Source organism: Photobacterium sp. DNB22_13_2, from assembly GCF_052873915.1.
Window position 1 is genome coordinate 28988 of the sequence record NZ_JBNNXU010000022.1, and the last position, 21054, is coordinate 50041.

The window sequence follows — 21054 nt, forward strand, 5'->3', positions numbered from 1 at the left end:
AACAATGTACAAAAAGATTCTAAAGAAGGGAATCTTTTGTCTCTGACCGTTGTCATATGGACAACGCATGAAAAAATAGATTAATAAAATAGGAATAGGCCAGATGAAAAAACAACTTGTCACAGTAATGTTAGGGTTGGGTTTGTTGGGTACCAGTGGCATGGCTGCAGCTACGGTGAGTGTTCCGCATTTGCAGACAACCGGTAACGGCGAGGTCACTGCACAGCCTGATATGGCCGTGTTTGCCGTTGCTGTCGAAGAGATCCGTCCAACGGCAAAAGACGCCAAGCAAGCAGTGGATAAAGCCGTTGAAGCATTTGTGGCGCGCTTGCTTGAGCAGGGCCTGGATCGCAATCAAATCCAAAGCGCCAATATCAGCCTGCAACCTCAGTATCGCTATCCGAAAGACAAAGAGCCGGAGCTCAAGGGCTACCGTGCCAGCCGCCATGTGACAGTAACGGTTAATACGTTGGATAACCTCAATACCTATCTTGATAGTGCTCTAGGCGACGGTATCAACCGCATCAATAATATTGAGCTTAAGGTTAGCAACGAAAACGAGTATATGGAGCAAGCGCGCCAGGCGGCAATCAAAGATGCCATTGCCAAGGCGGAATCGCTGGCTAAAGGATTTGGTGAATCCTTGGATGGGGTATGGCAGATCTCTTATCAAGCAAGCCAACCACGCCCGATGATGATGCGTATGGCGATGGACGCTGCACCGGAGAATGCCGTCAGCTACCAGGATACCCAGATCATTATTCGTGACCGGGTCGAAGTGGTGTTTAAGCTGGAAGAGTAAAAGAACCTAGAGTCTGGATCCTAGAATATTACGCCTAGGAACCAGGATCTCGCATCTAGGATTTGATGTAAAAAGGAGAGCGTTGAGCTCTCCTTTTTCGATCTTGGTAACCGTTTGTGATTAGTGCAGGATACGGGCGCGGATAGTGCCGTCGATCAGTTTTAGCTTCGACAGGGCTTCTTCCGATCGTTCGGTCTCGACATCAATAACCACATAGCCGATCTCAGGGCCTGTCTGCAGGTACTGGGCGGCGATGTTGATCCCTTCTTCAGCAAAGATGGTGGTGATCTGGTTGAGGATCCCCGGGCGGTTTTCGTGAATGTGCAGCAAGCGCGAGCATTCTCTGTGCTCAGGCAGGGATACTTCTGGGAAACCAACCGCTGACAGGGTCGAGCCGTTGTCTGAGTACTTGGCCATCTTGCCTGCTACTTCAATACCAATATTCGCTTGTGCTTCCTGGGTTGAGCCACCGATGTGCGGTGTCAGCAATACGTTGTCGAATTTGGCCAATGGGCTTTCGAACGGATCGTTGTTGGTTTTCGGTTCAACCGGGAACACATCGATTGCCGCGCCGGCAATATGGTTGCTTTCCAGCGCGCTGCACAGTGAGTCGATATCGACCACGGTACCACGGGCTGCGTTGATGAAAATAGAACCTGGTTTCATGCGAGCGAATTCCTCGACCCCCATCATGTCTTGGGTTTCTGGGGTTTCCGGCACGTGCAGGCTGATTACATCACATTTGTTGAGCAGTTCGGTCATCGATGGTATTTGGGTCGCATTACCCAGTGACAGCTTGTTTTCGATGTCGTAGAAGTACACCTTCATACCGAGGTTTTCAGCTAAGATCCCAAGTTGGGTACCGATATGGCCATAACCGATAATACCGAGGCGCTTGCCACGGGCTTCGAAAGACTGGTCAGCTGATTTGAACCACTCGCCACGGTGGGCCTTGGCATTTTTTTCAGGAATACCGCGAAGCAGTAACAGGATCTCCCCCAGTACCAGCTCAGCCACGCTCCGGGTGTTAGAGAACGGGGCGTTGAAGACCGGGATCCCGCGTTTGGCGGCGGCACTCAGTTCAACCTGGTTGGTGCCAATACAGAAACAGCCGACGGCAATCAGCTTTTGTGCGGCACTGAAGACTTCTTCTGTCAGCTGGGTACGGGAGCGGATGCCTACGAAATGGGCGTCGGCAATGGCGGCAAGCAGCTCGTCACCGGAAAGGGAGCCTTTGTGGTATTCGATGTTGCTGTAACCAGCCTGCTGTAGTACCTCAATTGCAGAAGGGTGGACGCCTTCTAACAGCAGGATCTTTATTTTGTCTTTTTCCAGTGAAATTTTAGCCATTGATACTCATCCTTAACGCTGGTGGCAGAGGGGCTCATGGGAGCTGGGTAGAGGCAGGAAAAGGAAGGAATAGATTTCCTGTATACGGGCAATCCATGAGCACCACATTCGGTTTGCTTACATGCTGCCAGTTAAGTTATCAAAAATTGACCAGAATGGGTAAGAATATTACAGGATTGATAATAAAAAACGGCATATATTATGCCGTTTTGAAAGTGAGTAACGCTTAAAGCGCCTTTTTTCTTATAGACCAAGCTAAAAAAGCGCTAGATGATTACTTTTCGAATTTTTTCACGCCTTCAGGGCTGCCGACAAGCAGGACATCAGCACCGCGGTGGGCAAATAGACCAACAGTCACGACACCCGGTAGGGCGTTGATTGAGTCTTCCATTGCTTTCGGATCGGTGATGGCCATGTTGTGGACATCTAGGATCATATTGCCGTTGTCGGTGACACAGCCTTCGCGGTACTCGGGATCACCACCAAGTTTAACTAATTCGCGGCCGATGTATGAGCGCGCCATCGGGATCACTTCAACCGGTAGCGGGAATTGACCAAGTACATCAACTTGCTTGGTGTCATCAACAATACAGATAAACTGTTTGGCAATCGCGGCCACGATTTTTTCACGGGTCAGGGCTGCGCCGCCGCCTTTGATCATGTCGTATTCGCCGTTGATTTCGTCAGCACCATCAACATAAATATCTAGGCTAGAGACTTCGTTGGCATCAAATACAGGGATACCGATTTGCTCAAGACGCTCGGTAGACGCGACAGAACTTGATACTGCACCTTTGATTTCTTCTTTGCGGGTAGCCAAAGCATCGATGAAGTGATTAACCGTCGAGCCAGTACCGACACCTACAATGCTGCCTTTCTTTACGTACTCTAGAGCAGCCCAGCCAGCAGCTTTCTTCATTTCATCTTGTGTCATGCTTATCTCCTAGTGATGACAAACGTTGCGCGGAGCGCTGATTATAGCCAAATAGCGGTCTGGCGTCAGTCCTTATCTGGCCGGATAAATGCAACCTAAGTTGGAGGAAAAAGACAATTCTATTAATAACATAAGCTTAAGGTGGGGGGTGTGGCACAGAAAAGACAAACGATTGCGTCTAGGTGGTGGTTTTTTGTCAATATCACCGCTTTTAAGCCTTGTTTATCGGTACTTACCAGTGAAAATGGTACGACGGGGTGATGATCTCGGGGAGCGGGACATCCCAGGCTTCAAACGGCAGGCTGTCGACTTGTTGGCAATCATGGGCCAAACCAACGGGGCGCGGACCACGTCGTTCATTGTGCCACAGGCTCAAGGTTCGGTCGTAATACCCCCCTCCCATCCCTAGGCGCTGGCCGGTATTGTCGAACGCAACCAGAGGAGTGCAGATAGTATCGAGCTCAATGACTGGTTTGACGAGTCGGATATCCAAAACTGGCTCTTGAATGCCATAGCAGTTGCGGTTCATCCTCGTTGTTGGCGTGTAGTGGAGGAACAGCAAATGGCCTTTGCTAAATGGGTGGAGTACCGGTAGGTAGACCTCTTTTCCTTGCTGCCACAACCATTCGATCACAGGAGTGGTATCGAGCTCACCATCGTTGGCGAGATAGAGGGCAATATGCTGAGCTTGTAGTAGGCTGCTGGCCTGCTTGCAGTGTTCGAGTAAATCGCGCGCGGCATCTGTCTGCTGAACGGATGTTAACTGACGTCGATGTTCACGGGTTCGCTTGCGAAGTTGCTGCCGGGTGGCTGATGCAGGTACCGCAGATCTCATAGGTCGTCCAATGACAAAAGGTTCTGAGGAATAGAGGGCGATGGCTGTCAGCAGTACTTGCTGCGTAAGCGCATCTGAAAAGGTATGCCCCAAGGTGCCGTTGCGCATTGTGGCCCTTGAACCAGATGTTCAAGGTGGATCAGCAACATTAACCGCAGGCTTCTCGGTACGGGCCGAGCTTGCTCAATAGCTAATCAAAGCTGATCCTGGGTTTTTGCTTATCGGCTCGGGGACGTTAATCCGCTGACGCACACCCCAGGGTCAATTCATTATCAACGCTTTGGCTGATATTGCAATGCTTTCTCCAATAAATCTTCCATCTCATTGATTCTATTGGATAGTTTTTCAGCATTGCGCTGTTGTTCTTGGCGCTCGCTATGCAACTCGTTACAAATGTTTAGACCGGTAAACATCAGCAGCTGTTCGGCGTTAGTGATTTTGGTTCGCTCGGCAAGATCTTTTAAGCGCTGATCAAAATCGGCGGCTGCTGCACGCAGGGCGTCTTCCTGGCCTGCTGGGCAGTTCACCTTGAAGCTGCGGCCATATACCTGAATTTCTACTGCCTGGTTACTCATAAATGTTTAATCTGCTCCGTGCCAGATCGTCCAATTTGGCATTCCGCTGCGATATGCGCTAGGAGGCCCAATATAGAAAAAGCCCTATCAACATGCAAGTGAGCCCGTCATGCTTTAGACCTAAATCTGTCTAATTAATCAGATATTAACCAGATTGAGGTAAATTAGACGGGAAATGGCGAGTGACTGATCTTTTGTATAAGTGGTAGCATACCATAAAGACGATTTAGCCCCATGACAATAAGGTGAATAGCCCATGAGCGACCCAAAACTTCCTGCCTATGAAACCCTAGAGCCAATGCTGAAAGAGCAAGGCCTAGCCGTTACCCCGTCAGAGCTGCATGGCCTGATCTGCGGGATGATTTGCGGTGGTATGGCTGTTGACGGTGAACAGTGGCTGGCACCAGTTTGCGACTATGCCAATCAGGGCGACGCGATGACCGATGGTGCCAAAACGGTTGTGCGCTCGGTGTTTGACGCGGCAGCTCGCGAGCTGGGCGGCTTGACCCAAACCCTTTTCACCTCGACGGCTGCCGAACTGGCTGACGTTGATTTCACGGTTGAATTGCTGCTTCCTGGCGAAGACGCTGAGCTGATGCTCCGTGCCGAGGCTCTGAGTGAATGGGTGACCAATTTTATTTCTGGCCTCGGTCTGATGGGGATGAATAAGCAGCAGTTGTCTGACGATGTCACCGAGGCGGTGGCTGCGTTGGAAGAAATTGCCCAGCTTGGCGTTGATGAAGACGAAGATATGCAAGAGCAGGCGATGCTATTTGATAACGTGGTGGCTTATGTGCCGGAGTGCGTATTGACGTGCCTGATCGGTCTGAGCCAGCGCGGTGAAGCTGAAGATGAAACGGCTGACCTAGCTGACAAGCCAACTCTTCACTAAGCCAGTTCTTCACTAAGTACAGTACTTTCAGTTAAGGGACAGATGTGAAGCAGTACGATGTCGTGATAGCCGGTGGTGCAATGGCCGGCGCAACCTTGGCAATTGCATTGGATAAACTGGGGGCCGGAAAGCTTCGTATTGCTGTCGTCGAAGCGGTAGAGCCGAAGCTGGATCTGCACCCCGGCTATGACGCGCGAAGCATTGCCATTTCTCTAGGCTCGGTCCAGCAGCTCGACAGTATCGGATGCTGGCAGGCACTTTCTGGTGTGGCAACCGCCATTTCCCAGATCCATGTTTCAGATCGTGGCCACGCCGGTATGGTCCACCTTGATGCCCGTGAGCGGGCGGTGGATGCTTTGGGTTACGTGGTTGAATTGACTGATGCCGGACGGGCCTTCCATCACAAGTTGGCAAAGTTGGATCGTATTGATCTGATTTGTCCAGCCAAGATCGCTGAGATCGAACGACATCAGCATGGTGTTGATTTGATCTTGGACAATGGCGACCAATTGCACTGCCGTTTGGTGGTTGCCGCCGATGGTGCCCAGTCATCTGTTGGCGACATGCTGGGTCTAGGTCGTAGTGAATATGACTTCGAACAGGTGGCGGTGATCGCCAATGTAACTACAGATGAGGCGCATCAGGGCAGAGCGTTTGAACGTTTTACCCCGCATGGGCCGGTTGCTTTGCTGCCAATGTCGGAAGGTCGGAGTTCATTGGTGTGGTGTATTCGCCCTGACGATCAAGCTGAAGTGATGGGTTGGAGTGACGAGACGTTTCTTGCCAAGCTTCAGCAGGCCTTCGGTTGGCGCCTCGGCCGCTTGAGCCACGCCGGTGTACGCCATGCCTATCCATTGTTATTGCGCCAATCTCTTCGCCTAGCCTCTCATCGGGTCGCCGTGGTGGGAAATGCGGCGCAGACGCTGCATCCGATTGCTGGTCAGGGGTTCAACCTTGGCTTGCGTGATGTGATGAGTCTGGCCGAGGAAATCTGCCGTGAGTGGGCTCGCACCGGTGATGCTGGACACTCTCGGGTATTGAGCCATTACCGCCAGCGTCGGGAGCCGGATCGTGAAGCGACGATTGGCATGACCGCGGGCTTGGTCGGTATTTTTGCCAACGATAGCATACCTTTTGTTGCCGGCCGTAACCTTGGTTTGATGGCGATGGAATGTGTCGATGTATTGAAAGCCCCGCTGGTACGGCGGGCGATGGGACAGGTAGATAGATAATCATGATGCAAAGTGTTGATGTCGCTATTATTGGCGGCGGTATGGTCGGCCTTACTTTGGCTGCTGCTTTTGCTGATACCGAACTACGGGTTGCGGTGATTGAAGGTAAGTTACCTGATACGGAGCTTGCTCCGCTACCGGATGTCCGGGTCTCGGCACTGAGTCGGGCCAGTGAACGTATCCTGCGCCGAGTGGGTGCCTGGGAGGGTATTGCTGCCCGCCGAATGGCGCCGTACAGCAAGATGCAGGTATGGGAGCAGGACAGCTTTGCCAATATTGCCTTTGATGCAGCACGACTGGCCCAGCCTGATTTGGGACATATTGTTGAAAACCGGGTCATTCAGTTATCGTTGATGGATTGTGTTAAGCAACTGCCAAATGTCACTCTGCTGGCGCCGGAGCGTTGCCAGAGCATTGCTTTTGGCGAGAGTGAGGCTTGGTTGAGTTTAGAGTCAGGCCGTAACTTGACCGCTAAGCTGGTGGTCGGTGCCGACGGCGCCAATTCCTGGTTGCGCCAGCAGCTAGATATACCATTGACTCACTGGGACTATGGCCACAGTGCTATTGTTGCCAATATTCGATGCAGTGAACCGCACCAAGACACGGCGCGCCAGATCTTTCGCCCTGAAGGGCCATTGGCTTTCTTGCCGTTGGCTGAGCCGGATCTGTGCTCGATTGTTTGGTCATTACCGCCTGAAGAGGCAAACCAGTTGTGTGAAATGCCAGAGCCGGAGTTCAACAAACATCTGACCGCTGCGTTTGATAACCGCCTTGGCTTGTGTTCTGTTGAAGGTGAGCGACAGGCCTTCCCGCTGAAGATGCGCTATGCCCGTGACTTTGTCCGTGAGCGTGTCGCTCTGGTCGGGGATGCTGCCCATACGGTCCACCCGCTTGCCGGTCAGGGAGTCAACCTTGGCTTGTTGGATGCGGCGAGCTTGGCGCAAGAGCTCAAGCAACTGTGGCTGGAAGAGAAAGATATCGGTCGTCAGAGTCACCTGCGCCACTATGAGCGTTGGCGTAAAGCTGAAGCGGCGAAAATGCTCGTGGCGATGCAGGGCTTCAGGGATCTGTTCGACGGCAGTCATCCGGCCAAAAAGCTGGTCCGCGATTTGGGTATGCTGTTTGCCGACAAGGCGCCGGGTGTGAAGGACGAGTTTATGCGCCGGGCCTTGGGACTCAGTGGTGAACTACCAGAGTTAGCCCGCTACTAAGTTAATATCCAACAGCCGAGTCAAGCCAAGAGCCGCCAGTTCAAACGGGCGGCTTTTTTGTATTCATTGGTTCTCTTAAGGAAGTCAGCTCGGAAACAAAGCGTGGTGAAAGGTGGGGATTCACGGAAATGACAAAAAATTGTTATCCAATTTGGTGATTTTCTCCTACATTAAATATCAGGAAAAAAACAGAGCTGGCAGTAACTGGCCCAGGCGTTAGATTTCATCTTGTTAGCCGAACAAATACTGGCTTTTGCTCTCCCTGCGATAACTGATTCTGCTGGCCGCATTGAGAGTGCGATAGGCAGGCTTTCATAAGGAAGTTTCACTATGAGCGATATTCCCTCTGAGTTGAAGTTTACCAATACCCATGAATGGATCCGTCCCGAAGGTGATGGGGTATATACGGTGGGTATTACCGATCATGCCCAATCATTGCTGGGTGATATGGTGTTTGTTGATCTGCCGGAAATTGATGCCGTAACGGAAGCGGGTGAAGATTGTGCGGTCGCAGAGTCGGTGAAGGCGGCGTCTGATATTTATGCGCCGTTATCCGGATTTGTGATTGCCATCAATGAAGACTTGGAAGGTTCACCAGAGCTGGTCAATAGTGACCCTTATGGTGACGGTTGGTTGTTCCAGATAAAGGTCGAAGATGAGGGAGAGTTTGCCGATTTGCTCGATGCTGATAGCTACTCGGACTTGGTTGATGAAGACAGTGACTAAGACCTGATTAGCTTTCTATGCCTTGATAAAAGAAAAGCCCGTAATGGGCTTTTCTTTTTCTGCGAGATTAGCAGTCTTTAAGGCGACGAATTTCCTGATTAATTTCACTTACCGTTTGGTAATGGCGATGTTGGGCCTTCACTGGCACCAACAATTGACCGTTGTTGAACTCATAGCCGCCTCGACCATCAATGTAGATCCTTCCACTGAATAAACGACTTACGTGCTTTGCGATCATTTTCGGCACGTAGCGTTTGAACATCCGCATAGTTAGCCAACCTTTCCTTTTGTATTTGACGGCAGGAATTATAAAACAATGCGCATTATGCTTTTGTGATGTCTTCAGCATAATAGTGATGTTAAATAACTTAATAACTACTATTTCTTTTACCCTTGGCGCGTTGGATGGAGTTTTATACTTTTGTTTTATATCGTGAATTAAGTTATCGCTCTGGCATATTATTCATTGTTTTTTGCATGATTTGCATTTAGTTAAACGATTTTAGTCACTTAGATATTGATTCTGACCTAAAAAGGAAAACCAGTGCGGAGATCCCAATAGCTAAATCGTTCATAAATAAACCAATTGAAAAGTAGCAGGCTGTGCTAAACAGATGAAAATGCTGATTGTCCCGACTGGACGGATCTGCTCGAAAACTGTTTTTGATCAAAGATTATTATTAGCATATGCCAATAATGGTGTTTTTAGCGATTAGATTATTAGTGAACTATGCCTAGACCGAAAATCCAGCGGCGGATCCGTTGTCGCCCAGCTTATAGCTGTTTCAAGCCCAATGGGGTGCCAATGTCTGAACTCGCCTCCCTTTCGCTTGCAGCTGATGAATTAGAGGCTTTAAGACTTGTCGATCTCAATGGGCTCAGCCAGCAGGCTGCTGCGCAGGAGCTTGGGGTATCCCGCCAGACCTTGGGCAATATCGTTGCTGCGGCAAGGCATAAAGTGGCGAGCGCCTTGGTCAAGGGTATGGCACTAGAGCTGGATACTATTGTCCAGCCAAACAATGAAAAGGAGCCATCATGTCAATAGCCATCGCCGTCACACCACATCATGAAGTGGCAGGGCATTTCGGAAAAGCTGCCGGCTTTGTTGTTTACGATGAACAAGGACAATTGATTGCCGAATTGATTAACCAAGGCCGCAAAGAAGTAGGATGCAAGCATAAAAAGCAGCTTCAGGCGCAATTGGCAGAGCATAATGTTAAGACGTTATTGCTTGGCAATGTCGGCCAGCGTTCGCTAGCCCGCTTGCTACGAGCGGGCTTTTCAGTGTTTAGGGTTCCCAACCGTGCGGCGGTGCAAGATGTATTGGATGGCAGCGTTGGCCGTGAACCGTTGCTGACTGCCGAGCAGGGGCGGCCGTGCAAGCGCGAGAAAGGCGGCTGTGGCTGTGGTTGCGGCAGCAAAAAAACAGTGAAGCCCGCTAAAATAGGTATGACAGCCAGTGGTAATGCCAATGTGCAGGGGCTGACCAAGATTGGAGGGTTTAAGCTATGACCTATTTGTTGACGGTATTAATTTTTGTGCTGGTGATTGGGGCGATGGCTATTGGCTGGATCTTTCGCAAAAAAGCCATCCAGGGGAGCTGTGGCGGGCTTGCCAATGTCGGGGTCGACAAGGAGTGTGGCTGTAAGGAGCCCTGTGATGAGCACAAGCTTTATCAAATCAGCGAGCCGGAATCAAAACGCTAACTTGTAGTCGCTGTTGTAAAGAAAAAGCGCAGATACCCATCTGCGCTTTTTTGTATCACTCTTTCGCTGTTGCTCCTCGATATCAATGAGCTTTACGCAGCTCTTCAATCCGTTGGGTGACGGCGTCGCCGACGCATTGGCGCAGCCATTCCAAACGAGGGTGGTTGGTATTGCGGCGTAGCCATAGCATGTTGATATCGAAGTCGGGAATATCGACCGGCGGACGGCATTGGCTCAGCTCATCATTGAATACATCAAGCCTGGCCATCAGGGTCGACACCACGCATAGCAAGTTTCGTCCACTAAGCAGGTGACGGATGGTCAGAAAGCTGCTGGAGCCTACTGCAATATGGCGCTGGAAACCCTGCTGTTGTAACTGGTTGTCGATATTGGTTATCAGTTTGCCATCTGGGGAGACCAAGGCCTGCGGTGTTTGGATATACCTAGCCAGATCAATTGGTGAGGATAAACCGGTCGCTTTAGCATCGAATAGACAGACATGGTCTTCGGTATACAGGTACTGGCTATCGAACTCATGGGGTAAGTTGGTCATCGAGCCGATGATAAGGTCGATTTTCTGGCTTTCGGTTGCTTGCTGGTAATTGTTGCGGTCAACATTGCAGAAGCTGAGTTGGCTGTGCGGCGCCGCCTTGCGGAGAGCATCGAACAACGCTGGGGCGAACAGCAATTCGGCATAGTCGGTCAGGCCGATCCTCAGAGTGCCTTGATAGTCTTCGGCGGAGAACTTATCCGGCTGGAGGATTTCGCTGGTGATCAGCTGGAGGATATGCTCGACCACCGGGGTGAGCTCAATCGCTTTCTCGGTGGCTATCATCTGGTGGCCGCGGCGTTCGAACAGCGGATCATCAAGCAAGGCGCGTAACCGTGACAGGTTATGGCTCATGGCTGATTGGCCGATGGACAGCTTAGCGGCAGCTTTGGTGACACTGCGAGTTTCCATCAGAGCCGAAAAGGCGACCAGCAGGTTGAGGTCAATGCCTCGCCAGTTGATATTGTTCATGCAGCTCCCATTTAACGGCAGATATCGGCAAACATAGGATCACACAGTACCAACAGATCATCGGTTGCTAATTCGACGCCGGCCATTCGGTCGCCACTACTGATATTGACCCAAGTGTGGGCGGTGATCTGGTGATCGAAAATAACCGGAAGAGGACGCTTGAGTCCGATCGGTGCGACTGTTCCTATCACCAGCCCTGTGACTTTTTCGACATCACTGGGATCGGCGCATGTCATGCGACGGCAGCCGAACATCGCTCGGACCTTTTTGGGATCAACTTGGGCCGGGCCGGGCACGCACGCCAGCACATGGAATCCTCCCATATCTCTGAGCAAGATGGATTTTACCATCTGCTCGGGATCAACCCCCCTTTCGCGGGCGGCTTCCTCTATGGTTTTGGCCGGCTGGCTATGATGAAGAAGGCGATATTCCACGCCTTCGTTGTCTAAGTAATGGGTAACCGGGGTATTCATGGCTTAGCTGTTGTCGTCCAGTGAGTACGGAAGCGCTTGCTGATGCCATACACCTTCGGTACCAGCCAGACGGAAAGCCGTACCTTCGTCCAGATCGTTTGGCAATACGACTAATGCGGTTGCTTGGCCATCGCCGAATTGGTAACCGGCGACGATGGTGCCGCCCTTGCGCCAGTTTTCGCCTACGCTGCGCTCTAGACTGTCGCCAGCTTGCGGGCATTGATTTGCTGGGCCGCTGACAATGTACATCGCACGCTTGTTGATACCGCGGTACTTGGCGCGTGCCACGGTTTCCTGACCGGTATAGCAGCCTTTGGTAAAGCTGATCCCACCCAAGGCCTGAAGGTTGACCGCCTGTGGGATGAATTCTAGCTCGGTTGCCGCATTGATGCTCGGGATGGCAGCGTGGATGTCATAAAGATCCCACAGGCTATCATCGCTCAGTGTCGCGGTGGCTGCCAGTTGGCTGGCAACGTCATTGGCCGCGTCAGCGTTGAGTGCTAGCAGCCAGCGCAGGGAGTCAATCTTGACCGCAGTACCACCTTGGATTGCACGGACATCGCCTTCGCCACCAAACAGCTGGGTGACTTGGGCGTCTGCATCGCTACCTGCAATACCCAGTAGAATATCAGTACTGGCTTCGATATCGACTTTGGAAAAAATGGCGTATTTCTTCAACTCAGGTAGTTGGGTATCCATAATGCTGCGGCGCTGCAAGAAACCATAGCCATCATTGTGGTGGAACAAACGAAATACGGTACGCAATTTACCTTTAGCATCACAATGACCGGCAAGGGTGCTTTGCTCTGCGGCAAGGCCCACCACATCACAGGTCACCTGACCTTGTAAGTACGATTTTTTGTCGTCGCCGATCAGGGTTACCAGCGCCCAGTTGGCAAGATCGACCAAGGCAAGAGATGGTAGGGCATCGCCGGTTGCTAGGGAAAGGCGATCAAAATTGAGGTTTTCAGACCAGTTGCTCATGGGACGTCCAGTTGAGAAATCATTTATGTCTATGTTAAAGCGCGGATTGTGATTTGTCAGCAATATTACTTGAGGAAGTTGGTCAGATATTGTCGTTCGTGTTTGCTTGCCATAACCTGCGCAGCAAAATAGATCCTAGCTCTCAACTCGGGGCAATGTTTGTGCTACCTCATGGTCGCTGGCAATACGGGCTGCTAGTATGGTGAGCATTGTTAACATCCGGGGCTACCTTCATCGGTTTAGGTCTTTTTACGGTCGCTCCGGGATCCAATCATGAGGTTGTAAAATGTTAAGTGCAGACGAAAAAGCACGGGTTAAGTGGGCTTGCCGCCGTGGCATGCTGGAGTTGGATGTGCTCATCATGCCGTTTTTCGACGAGTGTTTTGATGATCTCCCCGAGCAAGAGCAGCAGGATTTTATCTCGCTGCTGACGTGTGACGATCCCGATCTGTTTACTTGGATGATGCAGCATGGCCGCAGTGAAAACCCGGCACATGCAGCAATGGTCGATAAGATTGTTGCCCACAACAACAGCAAACTTCGCTGATCTTACCCTTACACCATCCTACCGCTTAATGTGCGCACTGGCATCGCTGTATGCCTGTGCGCTTGTTCTGTTATTGCTTTGTACCTTCCTCTCGCCTTTTCCCTGGCCTGTTTTTTTCGTTGTTGGCTGGTGGCTGTTTAATGAGTGGGAGCGGCGCTTTGCCGATATTTGCCAATTGGCTGGCCGGCTGCAGATCTCCAATCAAGGGGATATTCGCTGGCAGAAAAAGCAGTGGCGGCTAAAGACCGCACGAATCCGCACTGGCCTAATTCTTGTTTGGCACCTTGAAGGAGTCAGTGGCCAAATGATTTGGTTGCCGATATGTCCAGACGCATGCTCTGGTGCCTCCTACCGTAGCCTAGCGCTGTATTCCCATCATCACCGAACACTCTCTGGTTAACCCTGGTAAATAATTAATTCATACATTGGGTCAAAACTGGTCTATTTTTGCGTGTTTTGATGGCTTTTCGTGTGAACTGTTTCTCTTGGTCATGAAAGCGTCATCTTTTGTTTCAGAGAATAGCTATCGGGCCGATTAACATGAGTGGGTGCTGGTGAATCAGTGTTGAAACGCGGTGGAAAGGGTAATGAAAATAAAATTAAAATTGTTGGGGCTGACCCTGATTTCAGTCGTGGCATTGGGCGCTGTACTGTTGATCGGTCAGGTGGCGGGTGAGCGGGTGGTTCGTCTCAACCAAGCCAAGGTGACAGTCACAGAGATGGAAGTCGCGCTATTGAACCTACGCCGAAATGAAAAAGATTTCATGATGCGGATGGACATGAAATACCGTTCAACATTCGAGAGTAACTATACCCGTTACCAGGACTTGCAGGCAGAGCTGGCTAGTCAAGCTCAGTACTTGTCATTGTCTATTACGCAGTTGGAGCAATTTTCTGGCGTGATGGCCAAGTATCGCGAGGGGATGTTGGCATTGATGACTGGCTATCAACAGCTTGGGCTATCCAAAGATGAGGGGATGCTAGGCGAGTACTTTGCTGCAACGGATGCGCTTATCCATACTGCCAGCGTGCAAGGGGAAGGCCTTGGCCCGTTATTTTCGCTGGTAATGGCTAGCAAGGTGATGGTGCTGGAAGGAAACCAAGACAGTGTGGCGGATTATTTAGCATTGAAGCAGGCTCATGAAATGCAGCTGTCTGTGCTATTTGGCCAGAACTTTCAGCGCTACCAACAGGCTGCTGAGCAGGCTCGTTTGCAGTTGACACAGATTGGCCTGAGCCATAATCAAGGGTTGCTAGGTGATATGCGCAGCCAGGCCCACCAGGTTGAACAGATGTTTTCGACAGTCAAGCAGCAGTTGGATAAGACCGTGGCAGATGATCAGCAGCAGCTAACTGCGGTCTTGTCGGTAACCGTTGTACTGGTTGTGTTGGCCCTGTTGGGGTTGTCTGGGTGGATTAGCCAGTCCATCCACCGCCGCTTGGCAGGGATGAGCCAGCTGATGGCAGAAATTGCAACCAGCCATGATCTGACCCGCACCGCAGATCAGGTTGGTAACGATGAGATGGCGGAGATGGCGGTTAATTTTAACTATCTGCTGGCGAGCTTGCGCCAATTGGTGGGGGAGGTACAGGTAGCGGTTTCCGAATTGGGCGGTGCCTCGAATCAGCTTCAGCAACGGAGTAACGAGTCCGAACAAGCTCTACGTCAACAGCAAAGCGAGACCGAGTCTGTTGCCACGGCGGTGACGGAAATGGGGGCGACAATCCGCGACATTGCTGATAACACAGAAGTGGCCGCAGGGCATGCCGAGCGTAGCTTTCAGGGGGCGACCGATGGATTGCAGGAAGTGACGAATACCAAACATAAGATCGATACGCTGTCTGACGATTTAGCCAGCACCAGCGAGCAAGTGTCTAGCCTGTCTAACCTGTCGACTAATATTGGCTCGGTGCTGGATGTGATTAAAGATATTGCCGAGCAAACCAACTTGTTGGCTCTAAATGCGGCTATTGAAGCCGCCCGGGCCGGTGAACAGGGGCGCGGTTTTGCTGTGGTTGCTGATGAGGTCCGGACCTTGGCATTACGTACCCGTCAGTCGACGGAAGAAATTACGACTATTATTGGCTCCCTACAGGGGCAGACCGAACAAGTGGTGGAGCATATTAGTCATTGCCGCGAGCTGGGTGGCCAGAGTGTGACTCAGGCGGAAAGTGCGGAGCGACAAATCAACCATATCATGGCGAATATGCAGCAGATAATGGACACCAGTCACCAGATCGCCGCGGCGGTTGAGCAGCAGAGCTTAGTGTCGGGTGAAGTTGGGCAGAATGTCTCAGCTATCAGCGATTTGACTATACTCAACACCCAGGTCGCCCATGACAACGTACAAGCCGCTCAGGCTGTGGCCCAACAAGCAAAAGGGCTAGAACAAGCAATTGCCGGATTCCGGGTCTAACGAGCGCCAAATCACAATAAAGAAAAGCGAGGGCCAAATGGCCCTCGCTTTTTTGTTTTTGTTTTTCTGATATTACTGCTGGTCAGGGATCAGCACGGTTGGCTTGGCTTGCTCAACAGCTTCGGGGTAGTCGAGGGTATAGTGCAGGCCGATGCTTTCTTTCCGCTCGAGAGCGCAGCGAACCATGAGTTCGGCAACTTGGAGCAGGTTGCGCAGCTCCAGCAGGTTGTTCGAAACTTTGAAGTTGCTGTAGTACTCATCGGTTTCGTCTTTTAGCAGCTGGATCCGGCGCATCGCTCGTTCAAGACGCTTGGTGGTGCGGACAATGCCCACGTAGTCCCACATAAACAAGCGCAGCTCGTGCCAGTTGTGCTGGATCACGACTTCTTCATCAGAGCAGCTGACTTGGCTTTCGTCCCAGAAAGGCAGCGAAGGTGGAAGCTCGACGCTCTCCATTTTCTCGGCAATGCTTTCAGCGGCTGCCCAGGCGTAGACCACACACTCCAACAGGGAGTTAGAGGCCATACGGTTGGCCCCGTGCAGGCCGGTGTAGCTGACCTCGCCGATAGCATAAAGGCCATCGAGATCGGTCAAGCCTTGTTTGTCGACGACTACGCCACCACAGGTATAGTGAGCGGCTGGGACAATCGGGATCGGCTCTTGGGTGATATCAATACCGAACGTCAGCAATTTCTCGTAAATGGTTGGGAAGTGTTTGGTGACAAAGTCTGCTGGCTTGTGGCTGATATCGAGATACATGCAATCGGCACCGAGACGCTTCATTTCAAAGTCGATAGCCCGGGCAACAACATCACGCGGTGCCAACTCGCCTCGCTCATCGAAATCTTTCATAAACCGTGAGCCATCAGGGCGGCGCAGATACGCACCTTCGCCACGCAGGGCTTCGGTCAGTAGGAAGTTACGTGCATCAGGATGGAACAGGCAAGTAGGGTGGAACTGGTTGAACTCTAGGTTCGCGACCCGGCAGCCAGCGCGCCATGCCATCGCAATCCCGTCACCGGAGGAGACATCCGGGTTCGAGGTATACTGGTAAACTTTAGAAGCACCACCGGTTGCCAGCACCACAAACTTGGCGCGAACGGTTTCGACCGCTTCAAGGTTTCGGTTCCAGATGTAAGCACCTTGGATCCGGTTTGGCTGTTCGGTATCACCCAATTTGTGTGAAGTGATGAGATCCAATGCATTATGGCGCTCGAGTACTTCGATATTCGGGTGGTTGTGAACATTGTCTTGCAATGAGTTTTGCACAGCCATGCCGGTAGCATCGGCGGCGTGGAGGATACGGCGGTGGCTGTGTCCCCCCTCGCGGGTCAGGTGATAGCGTGGGGCTTCGTCGGTGTCGCTTTCTTCGCGGTCAAACGGCACACCGCCATCGATCAGCCACTGGACACAGTGCTTGGCATTTTCAGCGATGAAGCGGACGACGTCTTCATCACACAGGTGGGCACCGGCAATCTGGGTATCCTCGATGTGGGAATCAACACTGTCTGATTCATCAAAAACGGCGGCGATCCCGCCTTGGGCATAGAAGGTTGCTCCCTCGCTGCGCGGTCCCTTGCTCAGGACGATCACTTTACCCATGGGTGCGAGTCTAAGGGCCAATGACAGTCCTGCTGCACCACTACCGACAACAAGCACATCGCATTGATGTTCACGGTTTTCATTCATAATGATTTCATATCCCTGTGGTAATCCCGCTATATTACCAAATTCCGTTGGTTTTGTTCATTTTTGACGGATGGTTCACAAATCTCCCGCCTTAAACTATATAATGCACAAATCAGCGTGACCAAAGCGTGCATACAGCAGACATACTGCTTTAATACAATGGAAAAATCGCGCACTATTATTGAGAAATAATTTTTTCCTTGGGAACTTTGCCAGTTCCCCTAGGTCTTAAATAGTGCTCACGCTCATACATTTTTATCATACTGTTTTGATTGAGCATACTCGTCATAGCTAGGCGAGTTCGGCACAAGGTATACCAGCAAAAAGAGTTTGTTTTTGAGGGCCAGCCGGAACAACAGATAAAAATGCGGGTGAATTTGATATAGGAGTACACGCTCGAATGAGCGAGCAGCAAACTGATCAGGTATTAATTGAGCGGGTACAGCGTGGTGATAAGCAGGCATTCAATTTACTGGTAGTGAAATACCAGAATAAAGTCTGCAACTTAGTTGCCAGATATGTCAGCAACTCCGGCGATGTACCGGATGTCGCTCAGGAAGCATTTATTAAGGCGTACCGGGCACTGCCGACTTTTCGGGGTGAGAGTGCGTTTTATACATGGTTATATCGAATCGCTGTTAACACGGCGAAAAACTATTTGGTGGCTCAGGGACGTCGCCCGCCCGCGTCGGATGTGGATGCGGAGGATGCGGAATATTATGAAAGTGGTAGTGCACTGAAAGAAATTTCGAACCCTGAGAACCAAATGTTGTCTGATGAATTAAGGCGGGTAGTTTTCAGTACCATTGAAGGATTACCGGATGATCTTAAAACTGCGATCACCTTGCGCGAGCTGGAAGGCTTGAGCTATGAGGAAATTGCAGAGGTCATGGGTTGTCCGGTCGGTACAGTACGCTCCCGTATATTTCGAGCGCGAGAGGCGGTTGAAAAACGTATTCGACCTCTTACACAGCGATAGTGTTGGGCCAAACGGTGAAAAAGATGGCTGATAAAGAAAAAATCTCGTCATTGCTTGATGGCGAAGAGCTGGATCAGAGCATTATTAATGCATTGGCTGTCGATGACGATAGTCAGCAGACCTGGCAGAACTTCAACCTCATAGGTGATGTGATGCGCGGGGAAGCACCGCAAAACAAGGAATGGGACATTGCGGCTAAGGTAGCACTGGCGCTGGAGGATGAACCTGTTCATACGGGAATCGTACAGACAGAGCCTGCCTCTGTGGTCTCTATTGCAGCGGCGCGTGAGGCGCAGGTTGAAGAATCTCAGCCTACACCTCAGCAAGCCAAACGCAAGATGCCAGCTTGGCTTACCCAGTTTGGACAGGTAGCGGTCGCCGCTTCCGTGTCTTTGGCTGTGATTGTGGGCGTCCAGCAATACAATGGTGGTGAGAGTTCACTAACCACGTCATCTGGAGATGCACAGTTACCTGTACTGGAAACCATCCCATTTGCGGGAACGGCTGAACCAGTGAGTTTGACTCGTGATTCTGTACGTTCGAGCCGCCATACAGGTCCGAGCGAAGAGCAGGTGATGGAACAGCGTCGCCGCATCAATGCCATGCTGCAAGATTATGAATTACAGCTTCGCCTCAATGCTGAAGACGGCTCAATTGACCGTACAATGCTCGACGTGAATTAATCGATGGCGGAAAAATGAAGAGACTTCTGGTCGGTGTATTGACACTGGTCAGCCTCGCGATGCCGTACCAAGCCTCTGCTGAAGAACCGGTTTCTTCTGCCGAGGCTTTGTTGCATCAAATGGACGAGGCGAGCCGAAAGCTCAGTTATGAGTTGTCATATATCTTAATCAAGAAAAACAGTATTGAACCGCTGCGCTATCGTCATGCACTGGAAGATGGTGAGACCTTTGCACATCTTGTTTACCTCAGCGGTCCTCCGCGAGAGGTGATTCAGCGTGGTGATGAAGTGAGCTACTTCGAGCCGGGGTTGGATCCGTTTACCATCGATAGCAATAAAATGGTGGCCCCACTGCCGCCAATAATGAAAACCGACATCAATGAGTTGGCAGGCTATTACGACTTCATCTCGATGGGACGTGCTCGCGAGGCTGACCAGTGTCAATACACCGACCAGAAGTCTCTTCATTTTTCCGCCATCGATTAATTCACGTCGAGCATTGTACGGTCAATTGAGCCGTCTTCAGCATTGAGGCGAAGCTGTAATTCATAATCTTGCAGCATGGCATTGATGCGGCGACGCTGTTCCATCACCTGCTCTTCGCTCGGACCTGTATGGCGGCTCGAACGTACAGAATCACGAGTCAAACTCACTGGTTCAGCCGTTCCCGCAAATGGGATGGTTTCCAGTACAGGTAACTGTGCATCTCCAGATGACGTGGTTAGTGAACTCTCACCACCATTGTATTGCTGGACGCCCACAATCACAGCCAAAGACACGGAAGCGGCGACCGCTACCTGTCCAAACTGGGTAAGCCAAGCTGGCATCTTGCGTTTGGCTTGCTGAGGTGTAGGCTGAGATTCTTCAACCTGCGCCTCACGCGCCGCTGCAATAGAGACCACAGAGGCAGGCTCTGTCTGTACGATTCCCGTATGAACAGGTTCATCCTCCAGCGCCAGTGCTACCTTAGCCGCAATGTCCCATTCCTTGTTTTGCGGTGCTTCCCCGCGCATCACATCACCTATGAGGTTGAAGTTCTGCCAGGTCTGCTGACTATCGTCATCGACAGCCAATGCATTAATAATGCTCTGATCCAGCTCTTCGCCATCAAGCAATGACGAGATTTTTTCTTTATCAGCCATCTTTTTCACCGTTTGGCCCAACACTATCGCTGTGTAAGAGGTCGAATACGTTTTTCAACCGCCTCTCGCGCTCGAAATATACGGGAGCGTACTGTACCGACCGGACAACCCATGACCTCTGCAATTTCCTCATAGCTCAAGCCTTCCAGCTCGCGCAAGGTGATCGCAGTTTTAAGATCATCCGGTAATCCTTCAATGGTACTGAAAACTACCCGCCTTAATTCATCAGACAACATTTGGTTCTCAGGGTTCGAAATTTCTTTCAGTGCACTACCACTTTCATAATATTCCGCATCCTCCGCATCCACATCCGACGCGGGCGGGCGACGTCCCTGAGCCACCAAATAGTTTTTCGCCGTGTTAACAGCGATTCGATATAACCATGTATAAAACGCACTCTCACCCCGAAAAGTCGGCAGTGCCCGGTACGCCTTAATAAATGCTTCCTGAGCGACATCCGGTACATCGCCGGAGTTGCTGACATATCTGGCAACTAAGTTGCAGACTTTATTCTGGTATTTCACTACCAGTAAATTGAATGCCTGCTTATCACCACGCTGTACCCGCTCAATTAATACCTGATCAGTTTGCTGCTCGCTCATTCGAGCGTGTACTCCTATATCAAATTCACCCGCATTTTTATCTGTTGTTCCGGCTGGCCCTCAAAAACAAACTCTTTTTGCTGGTATACCTTGTGCCGAACTCGCCTAGCTATGACGAGTATGCTCAATCAAAACAGTATGATAAAAATGTATGAGCGTGAGCACTATTTAAGACCTAGGGGAACTGGCAAAGTTCCCAAGGAAAAAATTATTTCTCAATAATAGTGCGCGATTTTTCCATTGTATTAAAGCAGT

The 21054-nt window shown here is 50.9% G+C and carries 24 protein-coding genes, 1 other RNA gene and 1 pseudogene; 14 read left to right on the plus strand and 12 right to left on the minus strand.

The window, feature by feature from the left end; translation table 11 throughout:
• Positions 1-103: 103 nt before the first annotated feature.
• The gene (locus ACVA58_RS23095) at positions 104-802 is read left to right on the plus strand and encodes an oxidative stress defense protein (protein ID WP_446512700.1); all 699 of its coding nucleotides are present in this window, start codon (positions 104-106) and stop codon (positions 800-802) included.
• A gap of 120 nt (positions 803-922) precedes the next feature.
• Here ACVA58_RS23095 and serA read toward each other — a convergent pair whose 3' ends face one another.
• The 5 genes from serA to zapA all read right to left on the minus strand — a co-directional run bounded on the left by serA (position 923) and on the right by zapA (position 4496).
• Entirely contained in the window at positions 923-2152 is a 1230-nt protein-coding gene (serA, locus tag ACVA58_RS23100; RefSeq protein ID WP_446512701.1) for a phosphoglycerate dehydrogenase, read from the minus strand.
• A 274-nt stretch (positions 2153-2426) separates the two neighbouring features.
• A complete protein-coding gene (gene rpiA / locus ACVA58_RS23105) occupies positions 2427-3086 on the minus strand; it encodes a ribose-5-phosphate isomerase RpiA (protein WP_446512702.1) in 660 nt (219 codons plus the stop codon).
• A 232-nt stretch (positions 3087-3318) separates the two neighbouring features.
• A complete protein-coding gene (locus ACVA58_RS23110; RefSeq protein WP_446512703.1) occupies positions 3319-3921 on the minus strand; it encodes a 5-formyltetrahydrofolate cyclo-ligase in 603 nt (200 codons plus the stop codon).
• A gap of 82 nt (positions 3922-4003) precedes the next feature.
• A non-coding RNA gene (gene ssrS / locus ACVA58_RS23115) (6S RNA) lies at positions 4004-4186 on the minus strand.
• Between the two features lie 7 nt (positions 4187-4193).
• Positions 4194-4496 (minus strand): cell division protein ZapA, encoded by a 303-nt coding sequence (zapA, locus tag ACVA58_RS23120; protein WP_446512704.1) that lies wholly within the window; start codon positions 4494-4496, stop codon positions 4194-4196.
• Between the two features lie 256 nt (positions 4497-4752).
• Here zapA and ACVA58_RS23125 point away from each other — a divergent pair, with 256 nt between their 5' ends.
• The 4 genes from ACVA58_RS23125 to gcvH all read left to right on the plus strand — a co-directional run bounded on the left by ACVA58_RS23125 (position 4753) and on the right by gcvH (position 8557).
• Positions 4753-5388, plus strand: coding sequence for a UPF0149 family protein (locus tag ACVA58_RS23125; RefSeq protein ID WP_446512705.1), 636 nt, complete (start codon positions 4753-4755; stop codon positions 5386-5388).
• Positions 5389-5432: 44 nt separating this feature from the next.
• A complete protein-coding gene (gene ubiH, locus ACVA58_RS23130) occupies positions 5433-6620 on the plus strand; it encodes a 2-octaprenyl-6-methoxyphenyl hydroxylase (RefSeq protein WP_446512706.1) in 1188 nt (395 codons plus the stop codon).
• A 2-nt stretch (positions 6621-6622) separates the two neighbouring features.
• A complete protein-coding gene (locus tag ACVA58_RS23135; protein ID WP_446512707.1) occupies positions 6623-7831 on the plus strand; it encodes an FAD-dependent 2-octaprenylphenol hydroxylase in 1209 nt (402 codons plus the stop codon).
• 339 nt (positions 7832-8170) lie between these two features.
• A complete protein-coding gene (gene gcvH / locus ACVA58_RS23140; protein ID WP_446512719.1) occupies positions 8171-8557 on the plus strand; it encodes a glycine cleavage system protein GcvH in 387 nt (128 codons plus the stop codon).
• A 67-nt stretch (positions 8558-8624) separates the two neighbouring features.
• Here the strand turns inward: gcvH and ACVA58_RS23145 are convergent, their stop codons facing one another.
• A complete protein-coding gene (locus tag ACVA58_RS23145) occupies positions 8625-8825 on the minus strand; it encodes a DUF1107 domain-containing protein (RefSeq protein ID WP_107350108.1) in 201 nt (66 codons plus the stop codon).
• Positions 8826-9287: 462 nt separating this feature from the next.
• Here ACVA58_RS23145 and ACVA58_RS23150 point away from each other — a divergent pair, with 462 nt between their 5' ends.
• Genes ACVA58_RS23150 through nqrM form a run of 3 tightly spaced genes read left to right on the plus strand, consistent with a single transcriptional unit; the run spans position 9288 to position 10263 of the window.
• Positions 9288-9602, plus strand: coding sequence for a DUF134 domain-containing protein (locus tag ACVA58_RS23150; protein ID WP_446512708.1), 315 nt, complete (start codon positions 9288-9290; stop codon positions 9600-9602).
• Positions 9593-10069 carry a NifB/NifX family molybdenum-iron cluster-binding protein gene (locus tag ACVA58_RS23155; protein ID WP_446512709.1) on the plus strand — a complete coding sequence of 159 codons (477 nt, stop codon included), beginning with the start codon at positions 9593-9595 and terminating at the stop codon, positions 10067-10069. The genes ACVA58_RS23150 and ACVA58_RS23155 overlap by 10 nt, the downstream gene beginning before the upstream one ends.
• Positions 10066-10263 (plus strand): (Na+)-NQR maturation NqrM, encoded by a 198-nt coding sequence (nqrM, locus tag ACVA58_RS23160; protein ID WP_446512710.1) that lies wholly within the window; start codon positions 10066-10068, stop codon positions 10261-10263. The genes ACVA58_RS23155 and nqrM overlap by 4 nt, the downstream gene beginning before the upstream one ends.
• A gap of 82 nt (positions 10264-10345) precedes the next feature.
• Here nqrM and ACVA58_RS23165 read toward each other — a convergent pair whose 3' ends face one another.
• From ACVA58_RS23165 to ygfZ, 3 genes are read right to left on the minus strand one after another with little or no spacing between them, the layout of a single operon-like run.
• Complete coding sequence (locus ACVA58_RS23165) at positions 10346-11284, minus strand: LysR family transcriptional regulator (RefSeq protein WP_446512711.1); 939 nt, start codon at positions 11282-11284, stop codon at positions 10346-10348.
• A gap of 11 nt (positions 11285-11295) precedes the next feature.
• Positions 11296-11757: an aminoacyl-tRNA deacylase gene (locus ACVA58_RS23170; protein ID WP_446512712.1), complete on the minus strand. Its 462-nt coding sequence runs from the start codon at positions 11755-11757 to the stop codon at positions 11296-11298.
• A gap of 3 nt (positions 11758-11760) precedes the next feature.
• On the minus strand, positions 11761-12741 hold the full coding sequence (ygfZ, locus tag ACVA58_RS23175) for a tRNA-modifying protein YgfZ (RefSeq protein WP_446512713.1): 981 nt from the start codon (positions 12739-12741) through the stop codon (positions 11761-11763).
• Between the two features lie 286 nt (positions 12742-13027).
• On the opposite strand from ygfZ, the gene ACVA58_RS23180 reads away from it, so the two are divergent.
• The 3 genes from ACVA58_RS23180 to ACVA58_RS23190 all read left to right on the plus strand — a co-directional run bounded on the left by ACVA58_RS23180 (position 13028) and on the right by ACVA58_RS23190 (position 15705).
• Complete coding sequence (locus tag ACVA58_RS23180) at positions 13028-13288, plus strand: FAD assembly factor SdhE (protein ID WP_446512714.1); 261 nt, start codon at positions 13028-13030, stop codon at positions 13286-13288.
• Complete coding sequence (locus ACVA58_RS23185) at positions 13212-13688, plus strand: protein YgfX (RefSeq protein WP_446512715.1); 477 nt, start codon at positions 13212-13214, stop codon at positions 13686-13688. The genes ACVA58_RS23180 and ACVA58_RS23185 overlap by 77 nt, the downstream gene beginning before the upstream one ends.
• A gap of 187 nt (positions 13689-13875) precedes the next feature.
• Complete coding sequence (locus ACVA58_RS23190; protein WP_446512716.1) at positions 13876-15705, plus strand: methyl-accepting chemotaxis protein; 1830 nt, start codon at positions 13876-13878, stop codon at positions 15703-15705.
• A 72-nt stretch (positions 15706-15777) separates the two neighbouring features.
• Here the strand turns inward: ACVA58_RS23190 and nadB are convergent, their stop codons facing one another.
• The gene (nadB, locus tag ACVA58_RS23195) at positions 15778-17394 is read right to left on the minus strand and encodes an L-aspartate oxidase (protein ID WP_446512717.1); all 1617 of its coding nucleotides are present in this window, start codon (positions 17392-17394) and stop codon (positions 15778-15780) included.
• A 400-nt stretch (positions 17395-17794) separates the two neighbouring features.
• Between nadB and rpoE (ACVA58_RS23200) the strand changes: the two genes are divergently transcribed.
• The 3 genes and pseudogenes from rpoE (ACVA58_RS23200) to ACVA58_RS23210 form a co-directional block, all read left to right on the plus strand.
• Positions 17795-18373 (plus strand): RNA polymerase sigma factor RpoE, encoded by a 579-nt coding sequence (gene rpoE, locus ACVA58_RS23200; protein WP_255041122.1) that lies wholly within the window; start codon positions 17795-17797, stop codon positions 18371-18373.
• Positions 18374-18396: 23 nt separating this feature from the next.
• The gene (locus tag ACVA58_RS23205) at positions 18397-19056 is read left to right on the plus strand and encodes an RseA family anti-sigma factor (RefSeq protein WP_446512718.1); all 660 of its coding nucleotides are present in this window, start codon (positions 18397-18399) and stop codon (positions 19054-19056) included.
• Between the two features lie 14 nt (positions 19057-19070).
• Positions 19071-19487 (plus strand): annotated as a pseudogene (locus ACVA58_RS23210) (sigma-E factor regulatory protein RseB domain-containing protein); the annotation flags it as partial.
• A gap of 50 nt (positions 19488-19537) precedes the next feature.
• On the opposite strand, the gene ACVA58_RS23215 reads toward ACVA58_RS23210, so the two are convergent.
• Positions 19538-20197, minus strand: a complete 660-nt coding sequence (locus ACVA58_RS23215) for an RseA family anti-sigma factor (protein ID WP_446512718.1) — start codon at positions 20195-20197, stop codon at positions 19538-19540.
• Positions 20198-20220: 23 nt separating this feature from the next.
• Positions 20221-20799, minus strand: a complete 579-nt coding sequence (gene rpoE / locus ACVA58_RS23220; protein ID WP_255041122.1) for an RNA polymerase sigma factor RpoE — start codon at positions 20797-20799, stop codon at positions 20221-20223.
• Positions 20800-21054 lie beyond the last annotated feature (255 nt).

Excerpts from the sequence above, each read along its gene's own strand:
- ACVA58_RS23185 (WP_446512715.1), top strand. The coding sequence starts at position 13,212 with ATGGCCGCAGTGAAAACCCGGCACATGCAGCAATGGTCGATAAGATTG.
- ACVA58_RS23165 (WP_446512711.1), bottom strand. The coding sequence starts at position 11,284 with ATGAACAATATCAACTGGCGAGGCATTGACCTCAACCTGCTGGTCGCC.
- ACVA58_RS23155 (WP_446512709.1), top strand. The coding sequence starts at position 9,593 with ATGTCAATAGCCATCGCCGTCACACCACATCATGAAGTGGCAGGGCAT.
- rpiA (WP_446512702.1), bottom strand. The coding sequence starts at position 3,086 with ATGACACAAGATGAAATGAAGAAAGCTGCTGGCTGGGCTGCTCTAGAG.
- ygfZ (WP_446512713.1), bottom strand. The coding sequence starts at position 12,741 with ATGAGCAACTGGTCTGAAAACCTCAATTTTGATCGCCTTTCCCTAGCA.
- ACVA58_RS23190 (WP_446512716.1), top strand. The coding sequence starts at position 13,876 with ATGAAAATAAAATTAAAATTGTTGGGGCTGACCCTGATTTCAGTCGTG.
- ACVA58_RS23110 (WP_446512703.1), bottom strand. The coding sequence starts at position 3,921 with ATGAGATCTGCGGTACCTGCATCAGCCACCCGGCAGCAACTTCGCAAG.
- rpoE (WP_255041122.1), top strand. The coding sequence starts at position 17,795 with ATGAGCGAGCAGCAAACTGATCAGGTATTAATTGAGCGGGTACAGCGT.
- rpoE (WP_255041122.1), bottom strand. The coding sequence starts at position 20,799 with ATGAGCGAGCAGCAAACTGATCAGGTATTAATTGAGCGGGTACAGCGT.
- ACVA58_RS23125 (WP_446512705.1), top strand. The coding sequence starts at position 4,753 with ATGAGCGACCCAAAACTTCCTGCCTATGAAACCCTAGAGCCAATGCTG.
- nadB (WP_446512717.1), bottom strand. The coding sequence starts at position 17,394 with ATGAATGAAAACCGTGAACATCAATGCGATGTGCTTGTTGTCGGTAGT.
- ACVA58_RS23095 (WP_446512700.1), top strand. The coding sequence starts at position 104 with ATGAAAAAACAACTTGTCACAGTAATGTTAGGGTTGGGTTTGTTGGGT.
- ACVA58_RS23135 (WP_446512707.1), top strand. The coding sequence starts at position 6,623 with ATGATGCAAAGTGTTGATGTCGCTATTATTGGCGGCGGTATGGTCGGC.
- zapA (WP_446512704.1), bottom strand. The coding sequence starts at position 4,496 with ATGAGTAACCAGGCAGTAGAAATTCAGGTATATGGCCGCAGCTTCAAG.
- ACVA58_RS23170 (WP_446512712.1), bottom strand. The coding sequence starts at position 11,757 with ATGAATACCCCGGTTACCCATTACTTAGACAACGAAGGCGTGGAATAT.
- serA (WP_446512701.1), bottom strand. The coding sequence starts at position 2,152 with ATGGCTAAAATTTCACTGGAAAAAGACAAAATAAAGATCCTGCTGTTA.
- ACVA58_RS23150 (WP_446512708.1), top strand. The coding sequence starts at position 9,288 with ATGCCTAGACCGAAAATCCAGCGGCGGATCCGTTGTCGCCCAGCTTAT.
- ACVA58_RS23205 (WP_446512718.1), top strand. The coding sequence starts at position 18,397 with ATGGCTGATAAAGAAAAAATCTCGTCATTGCTTGATGGCGAAGAGCTG.
- ACVA58_RS23215 (WP_446512718.1), bottom strand. The coding sequence starts at position 20,197 with ATGGCTGATAAAGAAAAAATCTCGTCATTGCTTGATGGCGAAGAGCTG.
- ACVA58_RS23145 (WP_107350108.1), bottom strand. The coding sequence starts at position 8,825 with ATGCGGATGTTCAAACGCTACGTGCCGAAAATGATCGCAAAGCACGTA.
- ACVA58_RS23180 (WP_446512714.1), top strand. The coding sequence starts at position 13,028 with ATGTTAAGTGCAGACGAAAAAGCACGGGTTAAGTGGGCTTGCCGCCGT.
- nqrM (WP_446512710.1), top strand. The coding sequence starts at position 10,066 with ATGACCTATTTGTTGACGGTATTAATTTTTGTGCTGGTGATTGGGGCG.